This window comes from Heliorestis acidaminivorans, assembly GCF_008933955.1.
Lineage (GTDB): Bacteria > Bacillota > Desulfitobacteriia > Heliobacteriales > Heliobacteriaceae > Heliorestis > Heliorestis acidaminivorans.
The window spans coordinates 46,232-71,090 of the sequence record NZ_WBXO01000012.1; the positions used below are offsets into that span (position 1 = coordinate 46,232).

24 protein-coding genes and 1 other annotated feature are annotated in these 24,859 nt (G+C 43.6%); all 24 genes read right to left on the reverse strand.

The features are described 5' to 3' along the window. Positions 1–633, reverse strand: a complete 633-nt coding sequence (gene rplC, locus F9B85_RS12610) for a 50S ribosomal protein L3 (RefSeq protein ID WP_151621503.1) — start codon at positions 631–633, stop codon at positions 1–3. A 30-nt stretch (positions 634–663) separates the two neighbouring features. Next, the gene (gene rpsJ / locus F9B85_RS12615; protein WP_151621572.1) at positions 664–972 is read right to left on the reverse strand and encodes a 30S ribosomal protein S10; all 309 of its coding nucleotides are present in this window, start codon (positions 970–972) and stop codon (positions 664–666) included. Between the two features lie 440 nt (positions 973–1,412). Beyond that, positions 1,413–2,615 carry an elongation factor Tu gene (tuf, locus tag F9B85_RS12620; protein WP_151621505.1) on the reverse strand — a complete coding sequence of 401 codons (1,203 nt, stop codon included), beginning with the start codon at positions 2,613–2,615 and terminating at the stop codon, positions 1,413–1,415. 79 nt (positions 2,616–2,694) lie between these two features. Next, on the reverse strand, positions 2,695–4,770 hold the full coding sequence (gene fusA, locus F9B85_RS12625) for an elongation factor G (RefSeq protein ID WP_151621507.1): 2,076 nt from the start codon (positions 4,768–4,770) through the stop codon (positions 2,695–2,697). A gap of 60 nt (positions 4,771–4,830) precedes the next feature. Next, the gene (gene rpsG, locus F9B85_RS12630) at positions 4,831–5,301 is read right to left on the reverse strand and encodes a 30S ribosomal protein S7 (protein WP_151621509.1); all 471 of its coding nucleotides are present in this window, start codon (positions 5,299–5,301) and stop codon (positions 4,831–4,833) included. 26 nt (positions 5,302–5,327) lie between these two features. Beyond that, positions 5,328–5,723, reverse strand: coding sequence for a 30S ribosomal protein S12 (gene rpsL, locus F9B85_RS12635; protein WP_151621511.1), 396 nt, complete (start codon positions 5,721–5,723; stop codon positions 5,328–5,330). A 71-nt stretch (positions 5,724–5,794) separates the two neighbouring features. Beyond that, positions 5,795–6,046 carry a L7Ae/L30e/S12e/Gadd45 family ribosomal protein gene (locus F9B85_RS12640; RefSeq protein WP_151621513.1) on the reverse strand — a complete coding sequence of 84 codons (252 nt, stop codon included), beginning with the start codon at positions 6,044–6,046 and terminating at the stop codon, positions 5,795–5,797. Positions 6,047–6,193: 147 nt separating this feature from the next. Beyond that, positions 6,194–9,742 (reverse strand): DNA-directed RNA polymerase subunit beta', encoded by a 3,549-nt coding sequence (gene rpoC, locus F9B85_RS12645; protein WP_151621574.1) that lies wholly within the window; start codon positions 9,740–9,742, stop codon positions 6,194–6,196. Between the two features lie 92 nt (positions 9,743–9,834). Further along, positions 9,835–13,350 (reverse strand): DNA-directed RNA polymerase subunit beta, encoded by a 3,516-nt coding sequence (gene rpoB / locus F9B85_RS12650; RefSeq protein ID WP_151621515.1) that lies wholly within the window; start codon positions 13,348–13,350, stop codon positions 9,835–9,837. Positions 13,351–13,750: 400 nt separating this feature from the next. Beyond that, positions 13,751–14,128: a 50S ribosomal protein L7/L12 gene (gene rplL / locus F9B85_RS12655; protein ID WP_151621517.1), complete on the reverse strand. Its 378-nt coding sequence runs from the start codon at positions 14,126–14,128 to the stop codon at positions 13,751–13,753. A 50-nt stretch (positions 14,129–14,178) separates the two neighbouring features. Then, positions 14,179–14,712 carry a 50S ribosomal protein L10 gene (gene rplJ, locus F9B85_RS12660; protein ID WP_151621519.1) on the reverse strand — a complete coding sequence of 178 codons (534 nt, stop codon included), beginning with the start codon at positions 14,710–14,712 and terminating at the stop codon, positions 14,179–14,181. A 16-nt stretch (positions 14,713–14,728) separates the two neighbouring features. Further along, positions 14,729–14,919, reverse strand: a sequence feature (ribosomal protein L10 leader region). A gap of 58 nt (positions 14,920–14,977) precedes the next feature. Further along, positions 14,978–15,685, reverse strand: a complete 708-nt coding sequence (rplA, locus tag F9B85_RS12665) for a 50S ribosomal protein L1 (RefSeq protein WP_151621521.1) — start codon at positions 15,683–15,685, stop codon at positions 14,978–14,980. Positions 15,686–15,744: 59 nt separating this feature from the next. Next, positions 15,745–16,173, reverse strand: coding sequence for a 50S ribosomal protein L11 (rplK, locus tag F9B85_RS12670; RefSeq protein WP_151621523.1), 429 nt, complete (start codon positions 16,171–16,173; stop codon positions 15,745–15,747). 81 nt (positions 16,174–16,254) lie between these two features. Further along, complete coding sequence (gene nusG, locus F9B85_RS12675) at positions 16,255–16,782, reverse strand: transcription termination/antitermination protein NusG (RefSeq protein WP_151621525.1); 528 nt, start codon at positions 16,780–16,782, stop codon at positions 16,255–16,257. Between the two features lie 2 nt (positions 16,783–16,784). Next, complete coding sequence (gene secE / locus F9B85_RS12680) at positions 16,785–17,063, reverse strand: preprotein translocase subunit SecE (RefSeq protein ID WP_243138209.1); 279 nt, start codon at positions 17,061–17,063, stop codon at positions 16,785–16,787. A 61-nt stretch (positions 17,064–17,124) separates the two neighbouring features. Then, a complete protein-coding gene (gene rpmG / locus F9B85_RS12685) occupies positions 17,125–17,274 on the reverse strand; it encodes a 50S ribosomal protein L33 (RefSeq protein ID WP_151621529.1) in 150 nt (49 codons plus the stop codon). Positions 17,275–17,493: 219 nt separating this feature from the next. After that, positions 17,494–18,225, reverse strand: a complete 732-nt coding sequence (gene sigH / locus F9B85_RS12690; RefSeq protein WP_243138211.1) for an RNA polymerase sporulation sigma factor SigH — start codon at positions 18,223–18,225, stop codon at positions 17,494–17,496. A 182-nt stretch (positions 18,226–18,407) separates the two neighbouring features. Next, positions 18,408–18,917, reverse strand: a complete 510-nt coding sequence (locus tag F9B85_RS12695) for an NYN domain-containing protein (protein ID WP_151621531.1) — start codon at positions 18,915–18,917, stop codon at positions 18,408–18,410. Next, positions 18,895–19,800 (reverse strand): 23S rRNA (guanosine(2251)-2'-O)-methyltransferase RlmB, encoded by a 906-nt coding sequence (rlmB, locus tag F9B85_RS12700; RefSeq protein WP_151621533.1) that lies wholly within the window; start codon positions 19,798–19,800, stop codon positions 18,895–18,897. The genes F9B85_RS12695 and rlmB overlap by 23 nt, the downstream gene beginning before the upstream one ends. Beyond that, a complete protein-coding gene (gene thyX / locus F9B85_RS12705) occupies positions 19,800–20,489 on the reverse strand; it encodes an FAD-dependent thymidylate synthase (RefSeq protein ID WP_151621535.1) in 690 nt (229 codons plus the stop codon). Before thyX ends, rlmB begins: the two co-directional genes overlap by 1 nt. A 28-nt stretch (positions 20,490–20,517) precedes the next feature. After that, positions 20,518–20,934 (reverse strand): Mini-ribonuclease 3, encoded by a 417-nt coding sequence (locus tag F9B85_RS12710; protein WP_151621537.1) that lies wholly within the window; start codon positions 20,932–20,934, stop codon positions 20,518–20,520. Further along, positions 20,931–22,382: a cysteine--tRNA ligase gene (gene cysS, locus F9B85_RS12715; RefSeq protein WP_151621539.1), complete on the reverse strand. Its 1,452-nt coding sequence runs from the start codon at positions 22,380–22,382 to the stop codon at positions 20,931–20,933. The genes F9B85_RS12710 and cysS overlap by 4 nt, the downstream gene beginning before the upstream one ends. Continuing rightward, entirely contained in the window at positions 22,324–23,040 is a 717-nt protein-coding gene (gene cysE / locus F9B85_RS12720) for a serine O-acetyltransferase (protein WP_151621541.1), read from the reverse strand. Before cysE ends, cysS begins: the two co-directional genes overlap by 59 nt. 333 nt (positions 23,041–23,373) lie before the next feature. After that, positions 23,374–24,852, reverse strand: a complete 1,479-nt coding sequence (gltX, locus tag F9B85_RS12725; protein ID WP_151621542.1) for a glutamate--tRNA ligase — start codon at positions 24,850–24,852, stop codon at positions 23,374–23,376. Between the last annotated feature and the right edge of the window lie 7 nt (positions 24,853–24,859).

Sequence of the window (24,859 nt, forward strand, 5' to 3'; positions counted from 1 at the left end):
TCAGTTCGCTTTTACAGCGTTTTTAATCATTAACAAAGTTTTCTTTGGCCCTGGTACAGCACCTTTAATTAATAGAAGGTTGCGTTCACTGTCTACAGACACTACCGTGAGGTTCTGCACAGTAACGCGTTCTGCACCCATGCGACCTGGCATTTTACGACCTTTGAAGATTCTAGCAGGGCCTTTAGCTCCAGCAGAACCTGGGCGACGGTGATATTTCGAGCCGTGCTGCATTGGTCCTCTGTGGAAGTTGTGTCGTTTAATACCGCCGGCAAAACCTTTACCTTTGGAAGTTCCTACGACATCAACAATGTCGCCAGGAGCAAAGATATCTGCTTTCAATTCTTGACCTACTTGATATTCACCTGGGTTTTCTATTTTGAATTCGCGTAAGTGCCGAAGTAATTTGACGCCTGCTTTTTTTAAGTGACCTTTTTTAGGTTTATTAACAAGCTTTTCTCTTATGTCTCCATAACCGATCTGTATGGCTTCGTAACCATCGTTCTCAAGTGTTTTCTTTTGAACAACGATACAAGGTCCTGCCTCTACAACTGTAACAGGAACTAATTCACCATTATCGCCAAAGACTTGTGTCATGCCAATTTTCTTGCCTAGAAGTCCTTTACGTAACACCTACTACACCTCCCATCTCTACAAAAAGGTTTACAGTTTGATTTCGATATCGACACCCGCTGGTAAGTCCAAGCGCATAAGAGCGTCTACTGTCTTCGGGTTGGGCTCTAAGATATCGATTAGACGCTTATGTGTACGCATTTCAAACTGCTCACGGGAATCTTTGTTGACGTGAGGAGAACGTAGGATTGTAAAAATGCTCTTCTCAGTCGGCAGGGGAATGGGCCCCGATACAGAGGCACCCGTCCGTTTGGCCGTATCCACGATTTTTTCAGAAGACTGATCTAGAATTCTGTGATCAAAAGCCTTCAGTCGTATACGAATTTTTTGTTTACCCATTGTAGGTAGTCCCTCCTTTAACTCGCCCGATTGATTACGGACCTTCTCCATGAAAATTACCCCAACAACGCTCTCGGGTGTGTCCTAAAATAGTCTTAAAAAATGAGACCTCAAGAGGGGTCTGTCAGGCAACCTTTCACTTCATCGCAAATCCAACCCACGATATGTAAGTCTATCACTTTAGTTCTCAATTTGCAAGAGCAAATTCATTTTTTATTATATTTTTTTCTGTTTTTTTATAATTTAATTGTAAAAAGGTACATTCTAGATTATGTCTAAGAATATAATACTTAATTCATCTTCATCAAAGGAGGCTAAAGACTCTACAATTAAAAGTTATAGAAAAGAGTTATGGCTTCAAATTCCTACTAGGTGAGTAACTTTGGATATCTGCAAAAGACCGGGCTACCTGCGGTAACCCGGTCTTTTTTTGTTCATTCTTACTCGATAACTTTTGTTACAACACCAGCGCCTACTGTACGGCCACCTTCGCGAATCGCGAAGCGAAGACCTTCTTCAATAGCAATGGTTTTGTGAAGTTCAATAATCATTTTAACGTTGTCACCAGGCATGCACATTTCAATACCATCAGGAAGTTGAACGAAGCCAGTTACGTCAGTTGTGCGGAAATAGAACTGTGGACGATAGCCGTTGAAGAAAGGAGTGTGACGTCCACCTTCTTCTTTGGAAAGAACGTATACTTCAGACTCAAACTTGGTGTGAGGCTTAATAGTACCGGGCTTGGAGAGAACTTGACCACGCTCGATGTCTTTACGCTCAACACCACGAAGCAGTGCACCAATGTTGTCACCAGCTTGTGCTTGATCGAGAAGCTTACGGAACATTTCAACGCCTGTACAAACGGATTTGCGAGTTGCTTCAGCAAGACCCACGATTTCAATTTCGTCGCCCACTTTAACAATTCCACGCTCTACACGGCCTGTAGCAACAGTACCACGACCAGTGATGGTGAAGACGTCTTCTACAGGCATTAAGAAAGGCTTGTCAACGTCACGCTCAGGCGTAGGAATGTAGCTATCTACTTCATCCATAAGAGCCCAGATTTTTCCGCACCATTCGCAAGAACGCTCAGCGCATCCACACTCAAGTGCTTTTAGTCCAGAGCCTGTTACAACAGGAATATCGTCACCAGGGAATTCATAGGAGGAAAGAAGTTCACGAACTTCCATCTCTACGAGTTCCATAAGTTCTTCGTCATCAACCATGTCGGCTTTGTTAAGCCATACAACGATGTAAGGAACACCAACCTGACGAGCTAGCAAAATGTGCTCGCGAGTCTGAGGCATGGGGCCATCAGCAGCGGAGCAAACGAGAATTGCGCCGTCCATCTGAGCAGCTCCAGTGATCATGTTTTTGATGTAGTCAGCGTGACCTGGGCAGTCAACGTGAGCATAGTGACGAGTTTCTGTTTCATACTCAACGTGAGCAGTGTTAATGGTAATACCGCGTTCACGCTCTTCTGGTGCAGCGTCAATCTCGTCATACTTCTTGAACTCTGCTCCGCCAGCCTTAGAAAGAGTTAATGTAATAGCAGCTGTTGTTGTAGTTTTACCGTGGTCAACGTGACCAATTGTTCCAATGTTTACGTGAGGCTTTTTGCGCTCAAATTTGGCTTTTGCCATTTTTTACTCATCCTACCTTTCGAGGAAATGTTAGGTGGCTTGGCCACCTTTCTATATGGCGAAAACCGTTATTAACGGTTTAGCCTTGCCTTTTGGCCATAATTCCTTCTGCGATGTTTTTGGGTACTTCTTCATAATGATCAAATTGCATTACATATTGACCACGACCTTGCGTACGAGAACGCAGATCTGTAGCGTAACCAAACATTTCAGAAAGGGGTACAAAGCCACGGACTACTTGGGTGTTAGCCCGAGCTTCCATGCCTTCAATACGTCCCCGACGTGAGTTCATGTCACCAATGACATCACCCATGTATTCTTCGGGAACAACAACTTCTACCTTCATGACAGGTTCTAGAAGTACAGGGTTACACTTTCTGGCACCCTCTTTGAACGCCATAGAACCAGCAATTTTGAAGGCCATTTCAGAGGAGTCTACATCGTGGTAAGAACCGTCAACCAGAGTTACGCGAAGGTCAAGGGTTGGGTATCCAGCGAGAATACCGTTTGCCATGGCTTCACGAATTCCGTTATCAACAGCAGGTATATATTCTCTAGGAATAACACCACCGACGATTTTGTTGACAAACTCATAGCCACCGCCTGCATCGATAGGTTCCATCTCGATAACGCAATGACCGTATTGACCACGACCACCAGACTGCCGTACAAACTTGCCTTCCACTTTAGCTTTGCCACGGATGGTTTCTTTGTAGGCAACTTGAGGACGACCTACATTGGCGTCTACCTTAAATTCCCTCTGCATACGGTCAACAATGATTTCTAGGTGAAGCTCACCCATACCAGAGATGATTGTTTGACCTGTTTCTTGATCTGTATACATACGGAAAGTTGGATCTTCTTCCGATAGACGTTGTAATGCCACACTCATTTTATCTTGGTCAGCTTTTGTCTTAGGTTCAATAGCAACAGAGATTACAGGCTCAGGGAATTGCATAGACTCTAGAATAATAGGATTTTTCTCATCACAAAGTGTATCACCTGTGGTAGTATCCTTTAATCCTACAGCAGCTGCAATATCTCCGGTGTAAACTTGCGCAATTTCTTCACGATGGTTGGCATGCATCTGAAGAATACGGCCAATCCGCTCTTTCTTCCCTTTGGTTGAATTGAAAACATAAGAACCTGAATTCAAAACACCAGAGTAAACACGGAAGAAAGCAAGCTTACCTACGTATGGGTCAGCCATAATCTTAAAGGCTAGTGCCGCAAAAGGCTGTGCATCAGAGCTTTCGCGCTTATCATCGTCACCTGTATCAGGGTTTACACCTTTAATAGCAGGAACGTCTGTTGGAGCTGGCATATATGCAACGACAGAGTCCAACAGTGGTTGTACACCTTTGTTCTTAAAGGATGAACCACAGATAACTGGTATCATCTTAACACCAATAGTGCCTCGACGAATACCTTCACGAACTTCCGCTTCTGTTAGCTCTTCGCCCTCAAGATATTTCATCATCAGTTCTTCGTCTGTTTCTGCAACAGCTTCTAGAAGTTTCTCTCTATATTCGTTGGCCAAGTCAACGAGATCTTCTGGAATTTCGGCTAAGTCACTGGTTTTTCCTAGATCGTCAACGTAAACAACAGCCTTCATAGTGACGAGATCAATTATTCCTTTAAATTGGTCTTCTGCACCAATCGGAATTTGAAGAGGTACAGGATTAGCACCGAGCCTGTCCTTAATCATGGATACTCCACGGAAAAAGTCAGCGCCGACGCGATCCATTTTGTTGATATAAGCTATTCTAGGAACACCATATTTATCGGCTTGTCGCCACACAGTCTCAGATTGAGGTTCTACACCACCAACTGAGCAGAATACAGCAACAGCCCCATCCAAAACCCTAAGGGAACGTTCAACTTCTACTGTGAAGTCCACGTGCCCGGGTGTGTCGATAATGTTAATACGATGTCCTTGCCATTGACAGGTCGTAGCAGCTGAAGTGATAGTGATACCACGTTCTTGCTCCTGTACCATCCAGTCCATGGTTGCGGCTCCATCGTGGACTTCACCAAGCTTATGAACACGACCGGTGTAGAAGAGGATACGCTCAGTTGTTGTCGTTTTTCCAGCATCAATGTGAGCCATGATACCGATATTACGAGTTTTCTCTAATGGAAACTGTCTCGACACGTTCGTTCCCCCTTTCTAGCTATCTTGGGGCATAGAGTAAACTTGAAAAGTTTTTCTATTCTACCAACGATAGTGCGCAAATGCTTTGTTAGCTTCTGCCATTTTATGAGTATCTTCTTTTTTCTTCACGGAAGCACCTACATTGTTGGCGGCATCCATGATTTCACCGGCTAGTTTATCAACCATACTTTTACCGGAACGCTCGCGAGCATAACGAATTAGCCAACGAATTCCTAAAGTTTGTCGACGATCGGGGCGTACTTCAATAGGAACTTGATAGTTCGCACCACCAACACGACGCGCTTTTACTTCAAGTAATGGCATGATGTTTTTCATAGCGGTTTCTAAGACTTCCATGGGGTTTTTATTGGTTTTTTCTTGAACCAGATCAAAGGCCCCATAGACAATTTGATCGGCAATGCTCTTTTTCCCGTCCAACATGATCTGGTTGGTTAATTTGGTTACCAACTTGGATTTATATATTGGATCAGGGAGAACATCCCGCTTCGGGACTGAACCACGACGTGGCATTCTTTTCCCCCCTTACAATTTATGAATTACCTTTTCGCAGCGGCAGCGCCTTTCTTAGGACGCTTAGTACCATATTTTGAACGGCCCTGGTTGCGGTTCTGAGTACCTGCTGTATCTAAGGCACCTCTAACGATGTGGTAACGGACACCAGGAAGGTCTTTAACCCGGCCTCCCCGCACAAGAACGACGGAGTGTTCTTGGAGGTTGTGCCCGATGCCGGGGATGTAGGCTGTAACTTCTATCCCATTCGTCAGACGAACCCTCGCTACTTTACGAAGTGCAGAGTTAGGCTTCTTGGGTGTAGTTGTGTATACACGCGTACATACGCCTCTTTTCTGCGGACTTTCTTTCAACGCTGGCGCCGTAGATTTTTCCACAAGTTTCTTTCTACCTTTGCGTACCAATTGACTAATCGTTGGCATGAACATGCACCTCCTTCCAGGTCTTCTTCAGCTTACAACTCACCCATGCGTATCCTTATCCGAGGAAAATACTATCCTTTCAATATGGCTGCCGAAGCTGAACCAACTTTGATTCCACAAGCCACTCCTAGAGTGTCCATGGTATCGATTTGAATGACAGGTATTGCTCTTTCCTCACATTTCTTCATTAAAGGAATAATGACGTGAGGGTCAGCATCCTGAGCCACATAGACAACTTCTACCTGACCCTTTTCAACAGCCTTCAGGGTTTGCTTGGTTCCCACCGTCCTCTGGCGAGCTGTTTTCAAGCGCTCTAAAGGCATCGGTATCCTCCTTTAACGAATCACACACTATATTATCGTATCACTTATTAGCTTAACTGTCAACAAGAAGTCTTTTTCCTCTGCGAAGTCAATTTCTTGACTCCGCAGAGGAATTAAAGTCAATAAGACAGTCTTATTTATGAAGACTTACTCTTCAAAAAGTACTTCATTATTATTTTCAGCTTGCACTTCACCATCTACAACAACACGAATGTTTCGATAACGAGACATTCCTGTTCCAGCTGGTATGAGCTTGCCGATAATAACGTTTTCTTTTAGGCCTAATAAGGGATCTACCTTCCCTTTAATTGCCGCTTCTGTAAGAACTCTTGTTGTTTCTTGGAAAGACGCGGCTGAGAGGAATGAATCGGTAGCTAGCGATGCCTTAGTGATACCAAGTAACACTGGTCGTGCAGTCGCTGGTTCTCCACCTTCTTCTATAGCTCGCAGGTTTTCCAGTTCGAAATCGGCAATGTCGATAAGTCCTCCTGGAAGAAGACTTGTATCGCCTGATTCTTCGACTTTAACTTTACGCATCATCTGACGGACCATTACTTCAATGTGTTTATCATTAATATCAACACCTTGAAGACGATAAACCCTTTGTACTTCTTTGAGCAAATAGGTTTGTACGCCTTGAATGCCTTTGACACGTAGTAGATCGTGAGGGTTCACTGAGCCTTCTGTTAGTTCTGTACCAGCTAGTACTCTTTGACCTTCATCTATCTTGATCCTAGAGTTGAAAGGTACGCTGTATTGATGAGTTTCACCATCATCGGTGATGATTTCAACGTCTTTCCGACCTTTGTTTTCTACGATTTTTACGATACCATCTTCTTCAGCAATGATCGCCTGGCCTTTTGGCTTTCTTGCTTCAAATAGCTCTTCAATACGCGGCAAACCTTGTGTAATATCATCACCTGCAACACCGCCGGTGTGGAAGGTACGCATAGTTAACTGGGTACCAGGTTCACCGATAGATTGAGCCGCGATAATACCAACAGCTTCGCCAATTTCAACGGCTTTGCCAGTTGCTAGATTGCGTCCATAACATTTTCTACATACACCATAGCGAGTTTTGCAAGTAAGAACTGCACGGATGTAGATTGGACGATTAGGTAGCACTTGACGTTTTATCAACTCTTCAATCCGATCAGCCGCTTCATTGCGAATCTCTTCATCTATGATGGTAAGTTTCTCACCTGTTTCAGGATCCACCACTTCTTCCATAGCATAGCGACCAGCTAGTCGATCGGAAAGTGGTTCAATAACTTGTCTTCCATCAACAATAGCATCTACAGGAACTCCTTCTTCCGTACCGCAATCGATTTCGCGCACGATCACGTCCTGCGAAACGTCAACGAGACGACGAGTCAGATATCCCGAGTCAGCTGTCCGTAAGGCTGTATCAGCAAGACCTTTCCGCGCACCGTGTGTAGAGATAAAGTACTCTAAGACCGTAAGGCCTTCACGGAAGTTAGCTTTAATAGGCAAGTCGATGATGCGTCCTGAAGGATCTGCCATGAGACCCCGCATGCCTGCTAACTGACGGATCTGTTGAATATTACCACGGGCGCCCGATGTAGCCATCATATAGACAGGATTAAATTTATCTAATGTCTCTAATAGTGCTTTCGTTACTTCGTCTGTAGTTTTATTCCAGATGTCAATAATCTTCTGGTATCGCTCTTCTCCAGTAATGAGTCCTCGTCGGAACTGCATCTCTACTTTTTCAACGTGACTATCTGCTTCTTGGAGTAGCTTTGCTTTTTCATCTGGTACTTCTACATCAGTAATACCAACAGTAATACCTGCTTTTGTTGAGTATGAGTAGCCAAGTTTTTTGATGCCATCTAACATAGCAGCAGTGTTGCCAATGCCCATTCGTTCGTAACAATTTGCAACAATTTGACCTAATTGCTTTTTACCTGCTACTTCGTTAACGTAGCCAACAGCAGGAGGTATAACGGAGTTAAAGATAAGTCTCCCAACAGTCGTCTTGAGGAAGCCTTTTTCATCTCGTTGTGCTGCTTGATCTTTACTATGGCTTAGTGCTTCTTCCAGCTTAGCATTAGTCCTTACACGAATAGATGCTTGTAAGTGAAGCTCTTTTGCTTCGTAAGCAGCTATAGCTTCTTCGGGATAGGCAAAAACTTTCCCCTCACCAAAGACGTTTTCTCGTTCTACAGTGAGATAGTATGCTCCAATAACCATATCTTGCGTAGGAGTAGCAACTGGTCGACCGTCTTTGGGGTTAAGGATGTTGTGAGCTGACAACATCAAGTTCCGTGCTTCTGCTTGTGCTTCTGCTGATAGAGGCACGTGCACAGCCATTTGGTCTCCGTCAAAGTCAGCGTTATAAGCTGTACAGACGAGAGGATGGATTTGCAAGGCTCTACCTTCTACAAGTACAGGTTCAAAAGCTTGAATCCCTAGACGGTGTAAGGTAGGTGCGCGGTTCAGTAAGACAGGATGTTCGGCAATAACTTCTTCTAATACATCCCATACTTCGTTTTTGACTCTTTCAACCATACGCTTTGCGCTTTTGATGTTATGGGCATGGCCTTCTTCTACCAGCTTTTTCATAACAAAGGGCTTAAAAAGCTCCAGCGCCATTTCTTTGGGTAAGCCACATTGGTGCATAGACAGTTCCGGTCCTACAACGATAACGGAACGACCAGAGTAATCAACCCGCTTACCTAGTAGGTTTTGACGGAAGCGACCTTGTTTTCCTTTGAGCATATCTGATAAGGACTTAAGAGGTCGGTTGCCTGGTCCTGTTACGGGACGACCACGACGTCCATTATCAATCAGTGCATCAACTGCTTCTTGAAGCATTCGTTTTTCGTTGCGAACAATAATATCTGGTGCCCCTAAATCAAGAAGCCTCTTCAATCGATTATTACGGTTAATAACTCGACGGTAGAGGTCGTTAAGATCTGAAGTGGCAAAGCGCCCACCGTCAAGTTGCACCATCGGTCTCAGTTCAGGTGGAATTACGGGGATAGCGTCCATGATCATCCATTCTGGTCGGTTACCAGAATGTTTGAATGCTTCTACGACTTCAAGTCTCCTAATGGCTCGAACTTTTCTTTGTCCTGTAACTTCTTTAAGCTCTTGCCTCAGTTCTTGACAAAGTTTTTCGAGATCCATTTCCGCCAATAATTCTTTTATCGCTTCGGCACCCATACCGGCTCTGAAACGATTGCCGTACTTCTCTCGATGCTCACGATACTCTGTTTCTGTAAGAAGTTGTTTTTTCATTAAGGTTGTGTCGCCTGCATCTATAATGATGTAAGAGACAAAGTATAATACTTTTTCCAGAGAGCGAGGCGACATATCGAGAATTAGTCCCATTCTGCTGGGTATACCTTTGAAGTACCAAATATGAGAGACTGGAGCGGCTAATTCAATATGACCTAGTCTCTCACGTCGAACTTTCGATCTAGTAACTTCTACACCACAGCGATCGCATACAATTCCTTTGTAACGGACTCGCTTATACTTTCCGCAGTGACATTCCCAATCTCGGGTAGGTCCAAAAATCCGTTCACAAAACAAGCCGTCTCTCTCAGGCTTTAAGGTACGATAGTTAATTGTTTCTGGCTTCTTGACTTCTCCACTTGACCAGAATCTGATCAGATCGGCTGATGCCAACCCTATGCGCATGCGATCAAAATTATTGACGTCGAGCAACGGTTTCTCTCCCTTCCGGGTCGTCACTAGGGGTACCTTTCGACAGGCACCCCTTTAGATTTGCTATCAAAAAACATTATCTTATGGTGTTATTAGTCATCTAGTTCATCGACAGCTTCTTCTAGCATAGCCGCCGAATCATCAGATTCTTCTAAGTCTTCTTCTAATTCTGCTTCTTGGCTTTCTGTTTTGACAGGTCCTTTGCGTTTCTCTTCTCCTTGAATGTCAATGCCTAGCTCTTTAGCTGTTTCTGCCACATCTTCATCAGCTTCTTTGATTTCTATTTCTTGTTCATCTTCAGAGAGAATTTTGACATCAAGACCAAGACTCTGTAATTCCTTAATAAGAACTTTGAAGGACTCCGGAACGCCAGGTTCAGGAATATTCTCACCTTTTACAATAGCTTCGTAGGTTTTCACACGTCCTACAACGTCATCTGATTTTACGGTCAATATCTCTTGTAGTGTATAAGCGGCACCATATGCTTCTAAAGCCCAAACTTCCATCTCTCCAAAGCGCTGACCACCAAACTGCGCTTTACCTCCGAGAGGCTGTTGTGTAACAAGTGAGTATGGTCCTGTTGAGCGTGCATGAATCTTGTCGTCAACAAGGTGGGCTAGTTTTAGAACATACATGTAACCAACGGTAATGGGGTTGTCGAAGGGCTCACCTGAGCGTCCATCGTAGAGTATTGTTTTGCCCAGCGGCACGCCTGCAATAATATGGGGATTTTCTGCTTCGTTGTCTTCCCCTTTGTAGTTTATAGTTTGGCGCAACGGCTCTGTACGTTTGTCTGACATAGCCATTTTGCCAAACTCAGGGATGCCTGCTTTTTTCAAGAAGTCAAAGATATCGTTTTCCGTAGCTCCATCAAAAACAGGGGTAGCTACGTGAATGCCTCTGCCTCCTGTTGGCTCTTCTTGTTCCATCAAATATCCCGGATCCATATACTTAGAAGCTAAGCCAAGGTGACATTCTAGTACCTGACCGATGTTCATACGAGAAGGGACACCAAGAGGGTTCAAGACAATCTCTACAGGGGTCCCATCGGGCAAATATGGCATGTCTTCTTCAGCCATAATACGTGAAATAACACCTTTGTTACCATGGCGTCCAGCCATTTTGTCGCCTTCAGAGATTTTACGTTTCTGCGCAATATAGACTCTAACAAGTTGGTTTACACCTGGTGGTAATTCATCTCCGTTTTCCCGTGAAAAGACTTTGACATCAACAATCTTGCCTGCTTCACCATGAGGAACTCGCAAAGATGTATCTCTAACTTCTCTAGCTTTCTCTCCGAAAATTGCTCGTAAAAGTCGTTCCTCTGCTGTTAGCTCTGTTTCACCTTTCGGTGTTACTTTCCCAACAAGTATATCGCCAGGTCTTACTTCTGCACCTACTCGAATGATTCCCCGATCATCTAGATCTTTGAGTACTTCGTCACCTACATTAGGAATGTCTCGAGTAATTTCTTCAGGCCCTAGCTTAGTATCACGAGAATCACATTCATATTCTTCAATATGAATGGACGTGAAGTAGTCTTCTTTCACCAGTTTCTCATTGACCAGAATAGCATCCTCGTAGTTATAACCTTCCCAGGTCATAAAAGCGACAAGGATATTTCGTCCTAAAGCGAGCTCGCCTTGATCAGTGGAAGGACCATCTGCAATAATTTCTCCTGCTTTAACACGCTGTCCCTCTCGACAGATAGGCTTTTGGTTGATACAGGTGCCCTGGTTAGAGCGAAGAAACTTTAGCAGTTTGTGATGCTCTGTTGTGCCTTCATCACTACGAATAATAATCTCGTCGGCAGTAACACGCTCCACAATACCGCTATTCTTGGCAATGATTACCACACCAGAGTCATGAGCGGCTTTGTACTCCATACCAGTACCTACATAAGGTGCATCCGTTCTAAGCAACGGTACAGCCTGCCGTTGCATGTTCGCTCCCATAAGAGCTCGGTTGGCATCATCGTGCTCTAAGAAGGGAATAAGGGCTGTAGCGATAGAGACAACTTGTTTTGGTGAAACATCCATGTAGTCGACATGTTCTACAGGCACAACGAGAATCTCATGACCGTGGCGAGCGTTTACTTTACTTTCCGTAAAGCGTCCTTCTTCATCTAGAGGTGCGTTCGCCTGGGCTACGATATATTTATCTTCTTCATCAGCTGTTAGGTAGTCGATTTGTTCGGTGACAGCACCTTTTTCTTTATCTACTTTTCGATAAGGCGTCTCAATGAAACCAAATTCATTAATCCGAGCGTAAGTTGATAAAGAACCAATTAAGCCAATGTTCGGACCTTCTGGCGTTTCAATCGGGCACATTCTTCCATAGTGAGAGTGGTGAACGTCCCGTACTTCAAAGCCTGCTCTCTCTCTAGAGAGACCACCAGGACCTAGTGCTGAAAGACGCCGTTTATGAGTTAACTCCGCTAGCGGGTTCGTTTGATCCATAAACTGCGAGAGCTGTGAAGAACCAAAAAACTCTTTAATAGCCGCTACTACAGGTCTAATATTGATTAATACTTGTGGTGTAATGACTTCTACGTCTTGAATAGTCATCCGTTCCCGGACAACTCTCTCCATACGAGATAATCCAATGCGGAACTGGTTCTGCAAAAGTTCCCCTACAGAGCGCAAACGACGATTGCCAAGGTGATCGATATCGTCTGCATGACCTTCTTCTTGCATCAATTTGAGAAGTTGCTTAACAGTAGCAATAATATCATCTTTGGTTAGATGCCTGATTTCTTTTTCTATTTCAAGACCTAATCTTTTATTAACTTTATAGCGACCTACTTTGGCAAGGTCATAACGCTTTGCATCAAAGAAAAGAGTTTCCATAAGACTGCGAGCGCTATCAACTGTAGGTGGTTCGCCTGGTCTAAGGCGTTTATATATCTCAACGAGTGCTTCTTCTGTACTCTCTGTGTTATCTCGCTCTAAAGTAACGGCAATACGTTCATCGCTCTCAAAGAGCTCAATTACTTGCGCATTGTTAGAGTATCCTAGTGCACGAATGAGTACAGTTGCTGGTAGTTTTCTTGTTCTGTCAATACGTACAAATATGTTGTCATTCGCGTCTGTCTCAAATTCTAACCAAGCTCCGCGATTAGGAATAATTGTAACGCCGTAGATTTTTTTACCACTAGGCGGATCAATTTGCTCATTAAAATAGACACCAGGGGAACGTACTAACTGACTAACAATTACCCTTTCAGCACCATTTATAATAAAGGTGCCTTTTTCTGTCATTAAGGGGAAGTCTCCCATGAAGACTTCTTGCTCTTTTACTTCGCCCGTTTCTTTGTTGATTAAACGAACCTTAACACGCAGAGGAGCTGCATAAGTGACATCGCGTTCTTTGCAATCTTCCACGTTATATTTGGGTTCCCCCAGGGTATAGTCGATAAACTCCAAGATTAAGTTCCCAGTAAAGTCCTGAATCGGAGAGATATCATGAAACATCTCTCGTAAACCTTCTTCAAGAAACCACCGATAGGAGTTCTGCTGGATCTCTATCAGGTTGGGCATGTCCATAACTTCCTGGATGCGGGCAAAACTCCAGCGTTGCCGTGACCCACATTGCACAGGATATACCATCCGTCTTCACCTCTTATTTTGTGATGAACAAAAACAAAAGAAACACCAATGAGAGGGTTAAGCCTAGCTAATCTACCCCCCTACTACACTGGGTTTCTTCATCTAAAACGTAACGGCAAAAGGCTCCCTCCCCGGTGAGTCCTAAAATATATACCCTTTGGTTCACCTTTTCTTTTTGGGTATATTTCCCCCAATTCACTCATTTTATACCAGGACCTTTGCTCGTATAACGCTCTCATTATTACAGTAAAAATGAGAACAATCGCAATATGTAATGCTACCATAGTATTTCTCCATTGTCAACAGTTTGAAAGCTTTCCATAGAAAAAATAAGAAAAAACAGGGTAGGAATGTCCAAAACCCTGTTTTTTCTTATTATAATAGGTGACAGTTATAAAACTTACTTAACTTCTACAGATGCACCAGCGTCAGCAAGCTTAGTTTTGATAGCTTCAGCTTCTTCTTTGCTCACTTTTTCCTTAATAGCTTTAGGTGCATTGTCAACTAATTCTTTAGCTTCTTTCAAGCCAAGACCAGTGATCTCACGAACAACTTTGATGACGTTAACTTTTTTGTCGCCAGCACCAGTTAGAACAACGTCAAACTCAGTTTTTTCTTCAGCAGCAGGAGCAGCGCCACCAGCAGCAGGCATAGCAGCCATAGCAACAGGAGCAGCAGCACTTACGCCAAACTCTTCTTCAAAAGCTTTAACTAATTCAGATAGTTCAAGTACGGTCAGACCTTTGACCGCTTCAATAATTTCAGCAATCTTGCTCATTCGAGTGATCCCCCATCAATTTATAATTTGTTTTTTTTAAGTATTTTTGATTAAGCACTTTCTTTCTGCTTACGCAGATCTTCCAGAGCATAACCAAGCTTGCGAATAGGTCCTTGTAGAACGTTGGCCATTCCAACGAGAGGACCTTGCATTCCTGCAAGAACTTGAGCCAATAGCACTTCTTTCGGCGGCAAATCAGCCAGAGCCTTCACGCCATTAGCATCAATTACTTGTCCATCAACAATGCCTACTTTAACAGAGACTGCTTTAGTCTTCTTCTCCTTAATGAAATCGGAGATAATTTTCGCAGGCGCAACTGGATCATCATAGCCAAAAGCGATAGCTGTAGGCCCTTCTAGGTATGGGTCTAGACCATCAATACCTATTTCGTTAGCCGCAATTCTAGTTAAAGTATTCTTACATACTTTGAACTCAACGCCAGCTTCTCTAAATTTGTTACGAAGCTCCGTAGCATCTTGCACAGTCATGCCTCTGAATTCAGTAAGAACGCAAGCCTTGGATCGCTCAAGCTTCGACTTGATTTCAGCTACAACTAGACTTTTTTGTTCGATACTTTTTTGCATCGGGTTTTCACCCCCTTCTCTAAAAGGAAAAGCCTCTACTGTTAGACACAGCAGAGGCTTTCTCAGCTCAAAGCAGACGCATGGAAATAAAGAACGCAATGCTCTTTCTAATCTATCTCCATTCATCCACCTCGGCAGGCGCTGAAGCCTTAAGCCGCAATCAATAATCGCGGCACCTGCTGTCTACAGCGGTGTTTATCAATGTTAAAAATTCAGACAATCTATATGATAGTATAGTCGCAACCTTTTGTCAACGACTAATCTATTATTGAACCTGTACAACATGAGGTTTCAAGGGATTAACTGGAACCCCCGGACTCATGGTAGAGGAAAGAGTAATGCTTCTGAGATATTGGCCTTTAGCCGTAGTTGGCTTAGCCTTTAACAAAGCATCTAAAAGAGTCTGGTAGTTCTCTGCTAATTTTTCGGATTCAAAGGAAGCCTTGCCAATTGGTGCGTGGATAATACCTGTCTTATCTACACGGTACTCAATCTTACCGGCTTTTACTTCTTGAACAGCTCTAGCTACATCAAAAGTAACTGTACCTGTTTTGGGGTTAGGCATAAGTCCTTTAGGACCAAGAACTCGACCAAGTTTACCAACAGTACCCATCATGTCAGGTGTTGCTACTGCGACATCAAAGTCGAACCAGCCACCTTGAATTTTCTGAACTAGATCATCGGCACCTACGTAATCGGCACCAGCTGCTTCTGCTTCTTTGACTTTGTCGCCTTTGGCAAAAACAATAACACGTTGCGTTTTACCAATACCGTGTGGTAAAACAACAGCACCACGAATCATTTGATCAGCGTGACGGGGATCAACACCCAGTCTGAACGCCACTTCGACCGTTTCATCGAATTTGGCTGTGGCCATTTTCTTGACCAATTCCACAGCATCTGTTACTTCTACGGGCTCGTCGCGGTTAATAAGCTTTGCGCTATCTTGATACTTTTTACCATGCTTAGGCATATTTATCCTCCTCGTGGTATTCGCGGAAGCCTTGCTTCCTCCCACTTCATTCTTCAGACTTAAGCTTCAATAACTTCGATACCCATGCTACGCGCAGTACCTTCAATCATGCGCACAGCTGCGTCTACGCTTGCCGCATTTAAGTCCTTCATTTTGAGCTCTGCAATCTCTTGAACCTTTTCGCGAGTAACTTTACCCACTTTTTTGGTGTTAGGAGTGCCTGAAGCTGTTTCGATTCCTGCTGCTTTTTTCAGTAGAACTGCTGCTGGAGGAGTCTTAGTGATAAACGTAAAGGAACGGTCTTCATAAATAGAAATCTCAACAGGAATAACTAAGCCTGCTTGAGCCGCAGTCGCTTCGTTGTACTGCTTGCAGAAAGCCATAATGTTGACACCATGTTGACCCAATGCGGGACCAACTGGAGGTGCTGGGTTTGCTTTGCCTGCAGGACATTGCAGTTTGACTACAGCAACGACTTTCTTTGCCACGGTGTATGCCACCTCCTTGCTATAGTGTGTAATGCAAACAGTTAGAGCATTGCAATTCCCCAAAAGAGAGAGAAATAGTACTTATGACATTTTCTCTACTTGGGAAAAGTCAAGTTCCACCGGTGTCTCTCGACCAAACATCGATACCATGACTTTCAGTTTTCCTTTTTCAGGCTGAATTTCTTCAATGATACCAATAAAGTTTTCAAAAGGTCCGGAAGTAACTCGCACGTTCTGCTTTAGCTCAAAATCATGTTTGGTACGGGCTTCATCTATGCCCATTGTCTTGAGGATATAGGCTACTTCTCCTGGTTGCAAAGGAACTGGTTTGGCACCAGTGCCTACAAAACCAGTTACACCCGGAGTGTTGCGAACGACATACCAAGAGTCATCAGTCATTAGCATCTCAACAAGAACGTATCCCGGAAAGACCTTGCGTTTGGAAACTTTCCTTTTGCCATTCTTAACTTCGACTTCATCTTCCATAGGTACCATGATTCTAAAAATCTTGTCACCCATGTTCATCGACTCAACTCGACGCTCTAAGTTCGCTTTAACCTTATTCTCATATCCAGAGTAAGTGTGAATTACATACCATTGTTTTTCCATAGCTACCCAAGTAACAGTCGTAAAATTCGACCGATAGCTTCGTCAACAAGGAAAATCATGAAGCCAACAATAGCAACGGCAGTCACAACAACACCTGTGTAGGTGATGACTTCCTGCCGTGTGGGCCAGTGAACTTTCTTCAATTCACTTGCTACACCACGAGCAAAACCTTGTGCTCGCCCAACTTTGCCTGCGGACGGCGCTTTGGCTTCAGATTTCTTGCCAGCTTCTTTGGTCGGGGCGGATTTTACGACATTATCCTTTTTCTTTTCTTCGCCCACTTGCATTCCCTTCCTTAAAGCGACCCTGACCGAAAAATCTCAATCATGTCTACAAGACTCTCTACTTGGTCTCTTTGTGGACCGTCTGAGTCTTGCACCAACGGCAGTACTTCTTCATTTCTAAACGGTCTGGATCATTTTTTTTGTTCTTGTTTGTCGTATAATTTCGACGCTTGCACTCTGTGCAGGCCAAGGTTACACCTACGCGCACGTCCACACCTCCCATGCTCCATTGACAAAACCACCCTACAGGGTGGTCCGATTTTGCCCATTACCTTCATTACTTTAGCATAAGCAAATCGGGAAGTCAACAACGTCCCCGGGTGGTTTGTAAAGTTTCCTTATGCAAGCGAAGATAATTATGGCCTTGCCCCTGCATAAGTAAGTTTATCCAGTTTTCTGTTGTCATAAAAGTTTCACTTGAGTCTTATTAACCTCTGCCTATAGATGCGTCTTTCGGTAAGACTCTTACATCTCGACTCCCTTTATCTTTCAAGCTGTTTACGGTAGAAACTCGTTCTTCATCACGGTTTTCAAGGTATTTCTCTAATTTCCTCTTCACCCGTTGCAATGCATTGTCAATAGACTTAACATGTCGCTTCAGATCAACGGCAATCTCCTGATAGGACTTGCCTTCTAAGTAAGACATTAATACTTTCCACTCTAACGAACTCAGAATTTCTCCCATTTTCTCTTCAATATCATCAAACTCTTCTCTGCTGATGATAAGCTCTTCCGGGTCTGTTATCTTCGTTCCCGAAATTACATCAAGAAGTGTGCGGTCCGAGTCTTCATCATATATGGGCTTGTTGAGAGAAACGTATGAGTTAAGCGGTATATGTTTCTGACGCGTGGCCGTTTTAATGGCTGTTATGATCTGGCGTGTAATGCAAAGCTCAGCAAAAGCTCTGAAAGATGATAACTTGTCACCTCGGAAGTCACGGATTGCTTTATAAAGACCAATCATGCCTTCTTGAATAATATCTTCACGATCAGCACCGATCAAAAAATAAGACCGTGCCTTAGCCCTAACGAAGTTCTTATACTTGTTGATAAGATACTCTAGAGCTTCTTCATCGCCCTCTTTTGCTCGCTCTACTATTTCTTCGTCCATAAGTTGCTCAAGTTCGTCCAGAAATTCTTTCTGGGCATTCACACTCACGCCTATCGCCCCCACCACACAAGAGTTTCCCGAGTAATCTTCCCGATCCGTGTGAAGCCTCAAAAAAGCTAAAACGCCTGTCAGGTTCAGGCGGGTTGTCCTCAGAACATATTCATTATACCTGAATGTCTTTTTCAGAGTCAAGGCTCGCAATACGAAGAGAGTCCTAGTGATCTAGTTTTTTACCATTTTTCCCGCCTCATTCGCTCTAATTGTCTTCGAATCTCATCACTCAACCTTCCATCAAGGTGATTCTCTTCAACTGGTGGTCGATAATGTTTTTTTCGATCCTTAGAAGACTTTTTTACTTGATGGTATAACTCTCTAACAGTGACACGACAAGCACCACGACCAAGAGCCATCGACTGTTCCACAGCATCTCCTGTTGCTACCCAAATATTTCGACGAGAAGAATACTTACCTAATAGGCGTTCAATGTAACGGTCTGCTGTTTCATCTTCTTTTGTATAAACAACTTTGATACCGACCACTTTCTCCAATCGCTCGACGCCACCTTTTACCAGATGAGCATCAAAAACAATAATAACTTCTAAGCCCTGTAAAGAGCCGTATTCAGCAAGTAGATCAATGAGCTTTTCTCTAGCATGTTCAAAGCTTTGCTGCTTCAGCTCCTTCAGATCAGGCCAAGCGTTGAGCACATTGTAGCCGTCAACGATCAGGATGTCTTGCATGGGCAAGCTCGCTTTGATTTTTTTGACTTTTTTCTTTGATTCGCATTCTCTCGAACATAAGTAGTGCACCTGCTACTGATGCATTCAAGGATTGCACTTTACCGGTCATAGGAATTGTTACAAGAAAGTCGCATTTGCTTTGTAAAAGTCGCGATATGCCTTTCCCTTCACTGCCCACAATCAGCCCTAAAGAACCAGAGAAGTCTTGTTCGTAATAAGGTTTTTCTCCTTCTACAACACTTCCTACAATCCAGAGGCCTGCTTTCTTTAATTCTTCAACAGCCATAACTAGATTAGTTACTCTCGCAATAGCAAGGTGTTCTGTAGCTCCTGCCGCTGCTTTAGCTACTGTGCTTGTAACACCTACGCCTCTTCTCTTGGGAAGAATCACACCATGAACGCCAGCGCATTCTGCTGTACGCAAAAGTGCTCCTACATTGTGCGGATCTTCGAGGCCATCTAAAATCAAAACGAAAGGAGACTCTCCCTTAGCACGAGCTATTTCTAAGATGTCGGCAATATCAACATAAGCAGCAGAAGAGACGAAAGCTATAACACCTTGGTGGTTTTTGGTAGCACTTTGTATGTCTAGAGCACTTCTTTCTACCTCTATGGTAGGAATAGATTGCTCCTTGGCAATTGCCAGTATCTCCCGAATAGATCCTTCTTTTGAACCTTTGGCTACAATAATTTTATTGATTGATCGCTTCCCTTTTAAGGCTTCTAAGACAGGATGACGACCTACTAAAAGATCGTCTCTTACTTCCTCTGTTCTATTTGATTCTGTTTTACCAGCTTCTGCTCTTCTTGGCCCTGGTCTCTTAGCCTCTGCTCTTCTTACTTCATTTTTCCTTACATCTGAGCGGCCTTTTTCTTTTTTCATTATGACTCCGCTCCATTTCTATTTTTTATACTTTCAATTCGTCCGCAGCTATAAGAACCTTCGGGGCAAATTCCTGTTGTTTCACATGATGCCCCAGCTTCTGCAAATAGTGTTGGCGCAACTGCACGAACTTGTTCTAACATTTTTTCGGCTACATTACGAATTTCCCATTGAGCTCTTAAACAAAGTCGATGAGCCAAAAGGTTATATAAACTTCTCGTATTAAAGGTACAGACAATTGCTGTTTCACAAGCATTAGGTAACACATAGCGAGCATCTTCCGCTGGCACCGATGAAGCTAATTGGGCATAAACTTGAGCAATTTCGGCCATTAAGGTCTCGTATTTATCTCTCAAAACTTCATTTCTTGCAATACTAGGTGGAATGACGTAGTCAAAGTTTTCTTCTCCTACGTAGCGCTGTGAGCGTTGACTGTAACTGGCAATTCTGTGCCGTACGAGCTGATGGCTGGTAGCTCGACTGATGCCATTGATAGCAAAAGTAAAGCTAACATGCTCAAAAGGCGAAAAATGTCCCATCGCAGTTAACTTGCTCACTAATGCGACTGCTTTTTCTTCATTCATTCCATCAAGTAGCTTATGCGGATCTTGACTAGAGTAGCATAATCGTGCCGCCGCTGCTACGGTCCTCTCCGGTTCAGGTGTATAGGCAATCAGGCTGACTTCCATTTCTTATCCTTTCAACTCCACTCAATCTTTATTTGCCCTTTTTCTCTGCTAGCCAATTCTGTAGATAAGGTTCTAAAAGCTCCATCCTCTCCGCCCTACACAAAGACCAGTATCCTATTAAGCACTCAAAGCCTGTAGCTAGGCGATAAGTCACTACGTCTGTTGATTTAGGACACTTGCCGGAGTCAGCATTCCTACCTCTACGCACCCATTCTAGCTCATCTTCTTCTAGTTTGTCTTCTAACCAGCGCAGAATTTGAACTTGTGCAGAAGCTTTTACTAACTCTACGGCAAGGCGATGAAGACGATGTACTTTTACAAGACCGGCTTGAATCAGGAATCTTCTTACATGAAGCTCATAAACAGCATCACCTAAGTAAGCCAAAGCGAGAGGTGCGGGCATCTCTGTTAAAGCTTTTTCTCTATGGCTATTCTTTTCCATCATTTTTTCTTCCATCTAGTTCCTTGCGGTGTATCTTCAAGAACTATTTCTAAATCTTTGAGCCCATCACGAATTAGATCGGCCGTAGCCCAATCTTTCTTTTTTCTCGCTTCTGTACGAATAGAAAAAATAAGCTCTAAGAGCCCTTCTACCAAAGCAGAGTCACCTTGTTCTTTTTCCGCCTTAAGTTGCAAACCAAGAACCTGGGCAAATTCATCAAAAGTATCTGCCACTTGTTGGAGAAGCTTTTTGGTTTCTTGACAGTAAGCATTCGTATCTTGATGCATTAAGCTATTTGTTTCTCGAGCAAGGTCAAAAAGTTGAGAAATTGCTAAGGCAGTATTGAAATCATCGTTCATAGCTTCGAAAAACATGATTCGTGTTTTTTGCAATTGTTCAGCAAGAGCTTCTGTGTGAAGATGGCCAGCCTTTGTTAGCCCACCTACTGCTTCTTGACTTAATTTCTCTCTAAGCAGTTCTCTACTAGTACGCAATCGCTCTAAGCTTTTGCGAGCTCCTTCTAGCTTGCTGTCATCAAAGTCGATAGGACTGCGGTAATGAGTTGCTAGAAGGTAAAAGCGAATCACATCACCAGAAAACTTCTGCAATATCTGACGCAAAGTAAAAAAGTTCCCCAGTGACTTTGACATTTTCTCGGCATTTACTGTGATAAAACCGTTGTGTATCCAATATTTGGCCATTGGACCGGAGCCAACAGTTGCTTCAGATTGAGCGATTTCATTTTCATGATGTGGGAAAATGAGGTCTTGCCCACCGCCATGAATATCAAATTGTTCACCTAAGTATTTCAGTGCCATGGCAGAACATTCGATATGCCAACCAGGCCTACCTTTACCCCAGGGGCTATCCCAAGCAGGCTCTCCCACTTTAGCCGCTTTCCAAAGGGCAAAGTCCATAGCATGCTTTTTACGCTCATCAACTTCAACTCTTGCACCTGCCTGCAAGTCTTCAAGCGTTCTACCTGACAAGCATCCGTAGTTGGGAAAAGCAGGTATATGGAAGTAAACATCTCCATCTACTTCATAAGCTTGACCGCCTTGGATAAGCTTCTCTATCATCTCTGTTATCTCGGGCAAGTGATCACTTACCTTGGGATGTATGGTAGCTTTACGAACGTTTAAAGCGCTGGCATCTTTGTAGTATTCTTCTATAAAACGAGCGGCCAATTCTAAAGGATCTTCACCGAGATCTTGGGCTCGTTTGATAATCTTATCATCAATGTCCGTAAAGTTCTGTACATAAGTAACTTCGTAACCAATAAAATCCAAGTATCGTCTTATCGTATCAAAAACTACTAAAGGCCTAGCATTACCTAGGTGAATATAATCATAAGTTGTTGGTCCACAAGCATATATGCGCACTTTGCCCGCATTAAGCGGAACAAACGCCTCCTTCTTTTGATGTAGGCTGTTGTATACTCTGAGACTCACTTTCTTTTCCCTCCAGTTGCACAATCCGCTCTTCTAGTTGAGTTATCTTGCGCTGCAAGCATAAGATCATTTCAGCCATCGGATCAGGCAGTTTGTGATGCTCTAAATCTATCTTTCCCAACAATTCATCCCGAACATTTACTCCATCTTGTACAACAATGCGCCCTGGCACACCTACAACAGTGCAATTTGGCGGCACATCCTTTAATACAACGGAACCAGCACCAATTTTAACGTTGTCACCAATCGTAATAGAGCCTAGTACTTTTGATCCTGATGATACGACAACATTGTTTCCCACTGTAGGATGGCGCTTTCCTTTTTCTTTTCCTGTCCCACCGAGGGTTACCCCTTGGTAAAGAGTAACGTTGTTGCCCACTTCTGCTGTTTCACCAATTACAACACCCGAACCATGGTCAATAAAAACACCTTCTCCAATCTTCGCACCAGGATGAATCTCTACTCCAGTGAGAAATCGATTTACCTGTGATAAAAAGCGTGCTGTAACAGCCCAATTGCTTTTGTAGAGTTTATGGGCTAATCGATGCAGTAAAAGGGCATGAAAGCCTGGGTAACAAAGGATCACTTCCCAAGTAGACTTAACAGCTGGATCCCTCTCATAAATTACTCTAATATCTTTGCGAATACGCGCTAGCATCTCGGTCCGCCTCCTTCTAGTGATTGCATGCTTTCAAAAAAAAATAAAGATCTTCGCCTCTGTAATGTACAGAGGCGAAGATCTTTCGCGGTTCCACTCTGCTTAGCGTGATGACGCTATCTCTTGCAGGCTGTAACGGGGCCTACCGGCCGGATCTACTTTTTTCGATCCTGGCGACTCCCGGGTGCACGTCCAGCATTCTTAACCCCAAGTCGCTTCCAGCCTCGGCGACTTTCTCTGGTTGGGGAGCACTGCCGGAACCTCCCGTTCTTCGTCTTTTGAACTTACCTGTATTATAAGTAGCTCTATCGCAGACTGTCAAAGGGTTATTTCTTAAAACGACAAGTCCAAACCTGCTTGCTCTGTCGTTTGACGAAGACGCTTGAGCAAACCTTCCTTGCCCAAGACAGCTATTAAGTAAGGCAAGTCCGGGCCATGTTGCTGACCTGATATGGCTACTCTCAAAGGCATAAAGAGGGCTTTGCCCGAAAGCTTCGTCTCTTTACCTAACTCTTTAAGTATTTTCTTTATGGAAGCTGGTTCATTAATACGATCGTCATCAAGCTTGCTCACAAAAGCCTGCAGTAAAAGAGGTACTTCTTCTGCTAGTAAATGCGCTTTTGCTGTATCATCTTCTAAGGTTACTTTTTCATCAAAGAAAAGAGGTCCGTATTCTTTGACTTGCCCTACATAAGCCAGCTTTTCTTGAAGAGCTTGCATCATTAGCTGTACTTTGTTTTGCTCTTCTTCACCCATACTTTTTGAGACATACCCTGCTTCTTGCAAGTGAGGTATGGCCATTTCTACAAGTCTTTCAATAGGTGTCTGTCGGATATAGAGACCATTAAGCCAATTCAGTTTGTCTAAGTCAAAGACAGCAGGGTTCTTAGCAACTCTTTCTAAAGAGAACAGCTCAGTCAAGGCTTCTAGAGAGAAAATCTCTTCTTCACCTTCAGGTGACCATCCCAACAAAACTAAGAAGTTCACTAGCGCTTCTGGTAAATATCCTTGTTCACGATAGTTGACAATAGAAGTAGAGCCGTGACGCTTACTCATCTTAGAGCGATCTTTGCCTAAGATGAGCGAAACATGAGCGAACCGAGGTTCCTTCAATTGTAAGGCTTTGTAAATCAGCAATTGCCGAGGCGTGTTAGAGAGATGTTCTTCACCACGAATAACATGAGTAATTTCCATCAGGGCATCATCAACAACAACAGCATAATTGTAGGTGGGAATGCCGTCTGATTTTACAATAACAAAGTCACCAATGCCGATGCAATCAAAGGAGATTTCACCGCGCACTAGATCGTCTACCACAATCGCTCCTTGTTCAGGTACGCGAAAACGAACAACTGCTTTGCGCCCTTCTTGCTGATATTGCTCTTCTTGAGCCTCTGTAAGAGAGCGACATTTTCCACTATAGCGAGGTAATTCACCTTTGGCCAGAAAAGCTTGTCTTTCCGCTTCTATCTCTTCTTCAGAGCAATAGCAACGATAGGCATCACCCTGAGCTAATAGCTTTTCTGTTCCTTTTTGGTAGCTTTCTAAGCGCTCAGTTTGACGATAGGGACCATAGTTTCCACCTACATCAACACCCTCATCCCATTGAATGCCAAGCCACCGTAGCGACTCTAGTATATTGTGTTCGCTTTCTCTACTAGAGCGTTCTAGGTCAGTATCTTCAATCCTTACAATGAATTTTCCACCATAGCGATGAGCTAATAGAAAGTTGAAAAGCGCAGAACGGGCGCCTCCAATATGGAGAGGCCCTGTAGGACTAGGAGCAAAACGAACTCGAACGGTATCAGTCATCTTTTTC

What these genes read in the sequence shown, in the direction of transcription:
- rpsJ (WP_151621572.1), bottom strand. Translation starts at nt 972, where the DNA reads ATGGGTAAACAAAAAATTCGTATACGACTGAAGGCTTTTGATCACAGA.
- tuf (WP_151621505.1), bottom strand. Translation starts at nt 2,615, where the DNA reads ATGGCAAAAGCCAAATTTGAGCGCAAAAAGCCTCACGTAAACATTGGA.
- rpsG (WP_151621509.1), bottom strand. Translation starts at nt 5,301, where the DNA reads ATGCCACGTCGTGGTTCAGTCCCGAAGCGGGATGTTCTCCCTGATCCA.
- rpsL (WP_151621511.1), bottom strand. Translation starts at nt 5,723, where the DNA reads ATGCCAACGATTAGTCAATTGGTACGCAAAGGTAGAAAGAAACTTGTG.
- F9B85_RS12640 (WP_151621513.1), bottom strand. Translation starts at nt 6,046, where the DNA reads ATGCCTTTAGAGCGCTTGAAAACAGCTCGCCAGAGGACGGTGGGAACC.
- rpoB (WP_151621515.1), bottom strand. Translation starts at nt 13,350, where the DNA reads ATGGTATATCCTGTGCAATGTGGGTCACGGCAACGCTGGAGTTTTGCC.
- rplL (WP_151621517.1), bottom strand. Translation starts at nt 14,128, where the DNA reads ATGAGCAAGATTGCTGAAATTATTGAAGCGGTCAAAGGTCTGACCGTA.
- rplJ (WP_151621519.1), bottom strand. Translation starts at nt 14,712, where the DNA reads ATGCAAAAAAGTATCGAACAAAAAAGTCTAGTTGTAGCTGAAATCAAG.
- rplA (WP_151621521.1), bottom strand. Translation starts at nt 15,685, where the DNA reads ATGCCTAAGCATGGTAAAAAGTATCAAGATAGCGCAAAGCTTATTAAC.
- nusG (WP_151621525.1), bottom strand. Translation starts at nt 16,782, where the DNA reads ATGGAAAAACAATGGTATGTAATTCACACTTACTCTGGATATGAGAAT.
- F9B85_RS12695 (WP_151621531.1), bottom strand. Translation starts at nt 18,917, where the DNA reads ATGCAAGACATCCTGATCGTTGACGGCTACAATGTGCTCAACGCTTGG.
- rlmB (WP_151621533.1), bottom strand. Translation starts at nt 19,800, where the DNA reads ATGAAAAAAGAAAAAGGCCGCTCAGATGTAAGGAAAAATGAAGTAAGA.
- thyX (WP_151621535.1), bottom strand. Translation starts at nt 20,489, where the DNA reads ATGGAAGTCAGCCTGATTGCCTATACACCTGAACCGGAGAGGACCGTA.
- F9B85_RS12710 (WP_151621537.1), bottom strand. Translation starts at nt 20,934, where the DNA reads ATGATGGAAAAGAATAGCCATAGAGAAAAAGCTTTAACAGAGATGCCC.
- cysE (WP_151621541.1), bottom strand. Translation starts at nt 23,040, where the DNA reads ATGCTAGCGCGTATTCGCAAAGATATTAGAGTAATTTATGAGAGGGAT.
- gltX (WP_151621542.1), bottom strand. Translation starts at nt 24,852, where the DNA reads ATGACTGATACCGTTCGAGTTCGTTTTGCTCCTAGTCCTACAGGGCCT.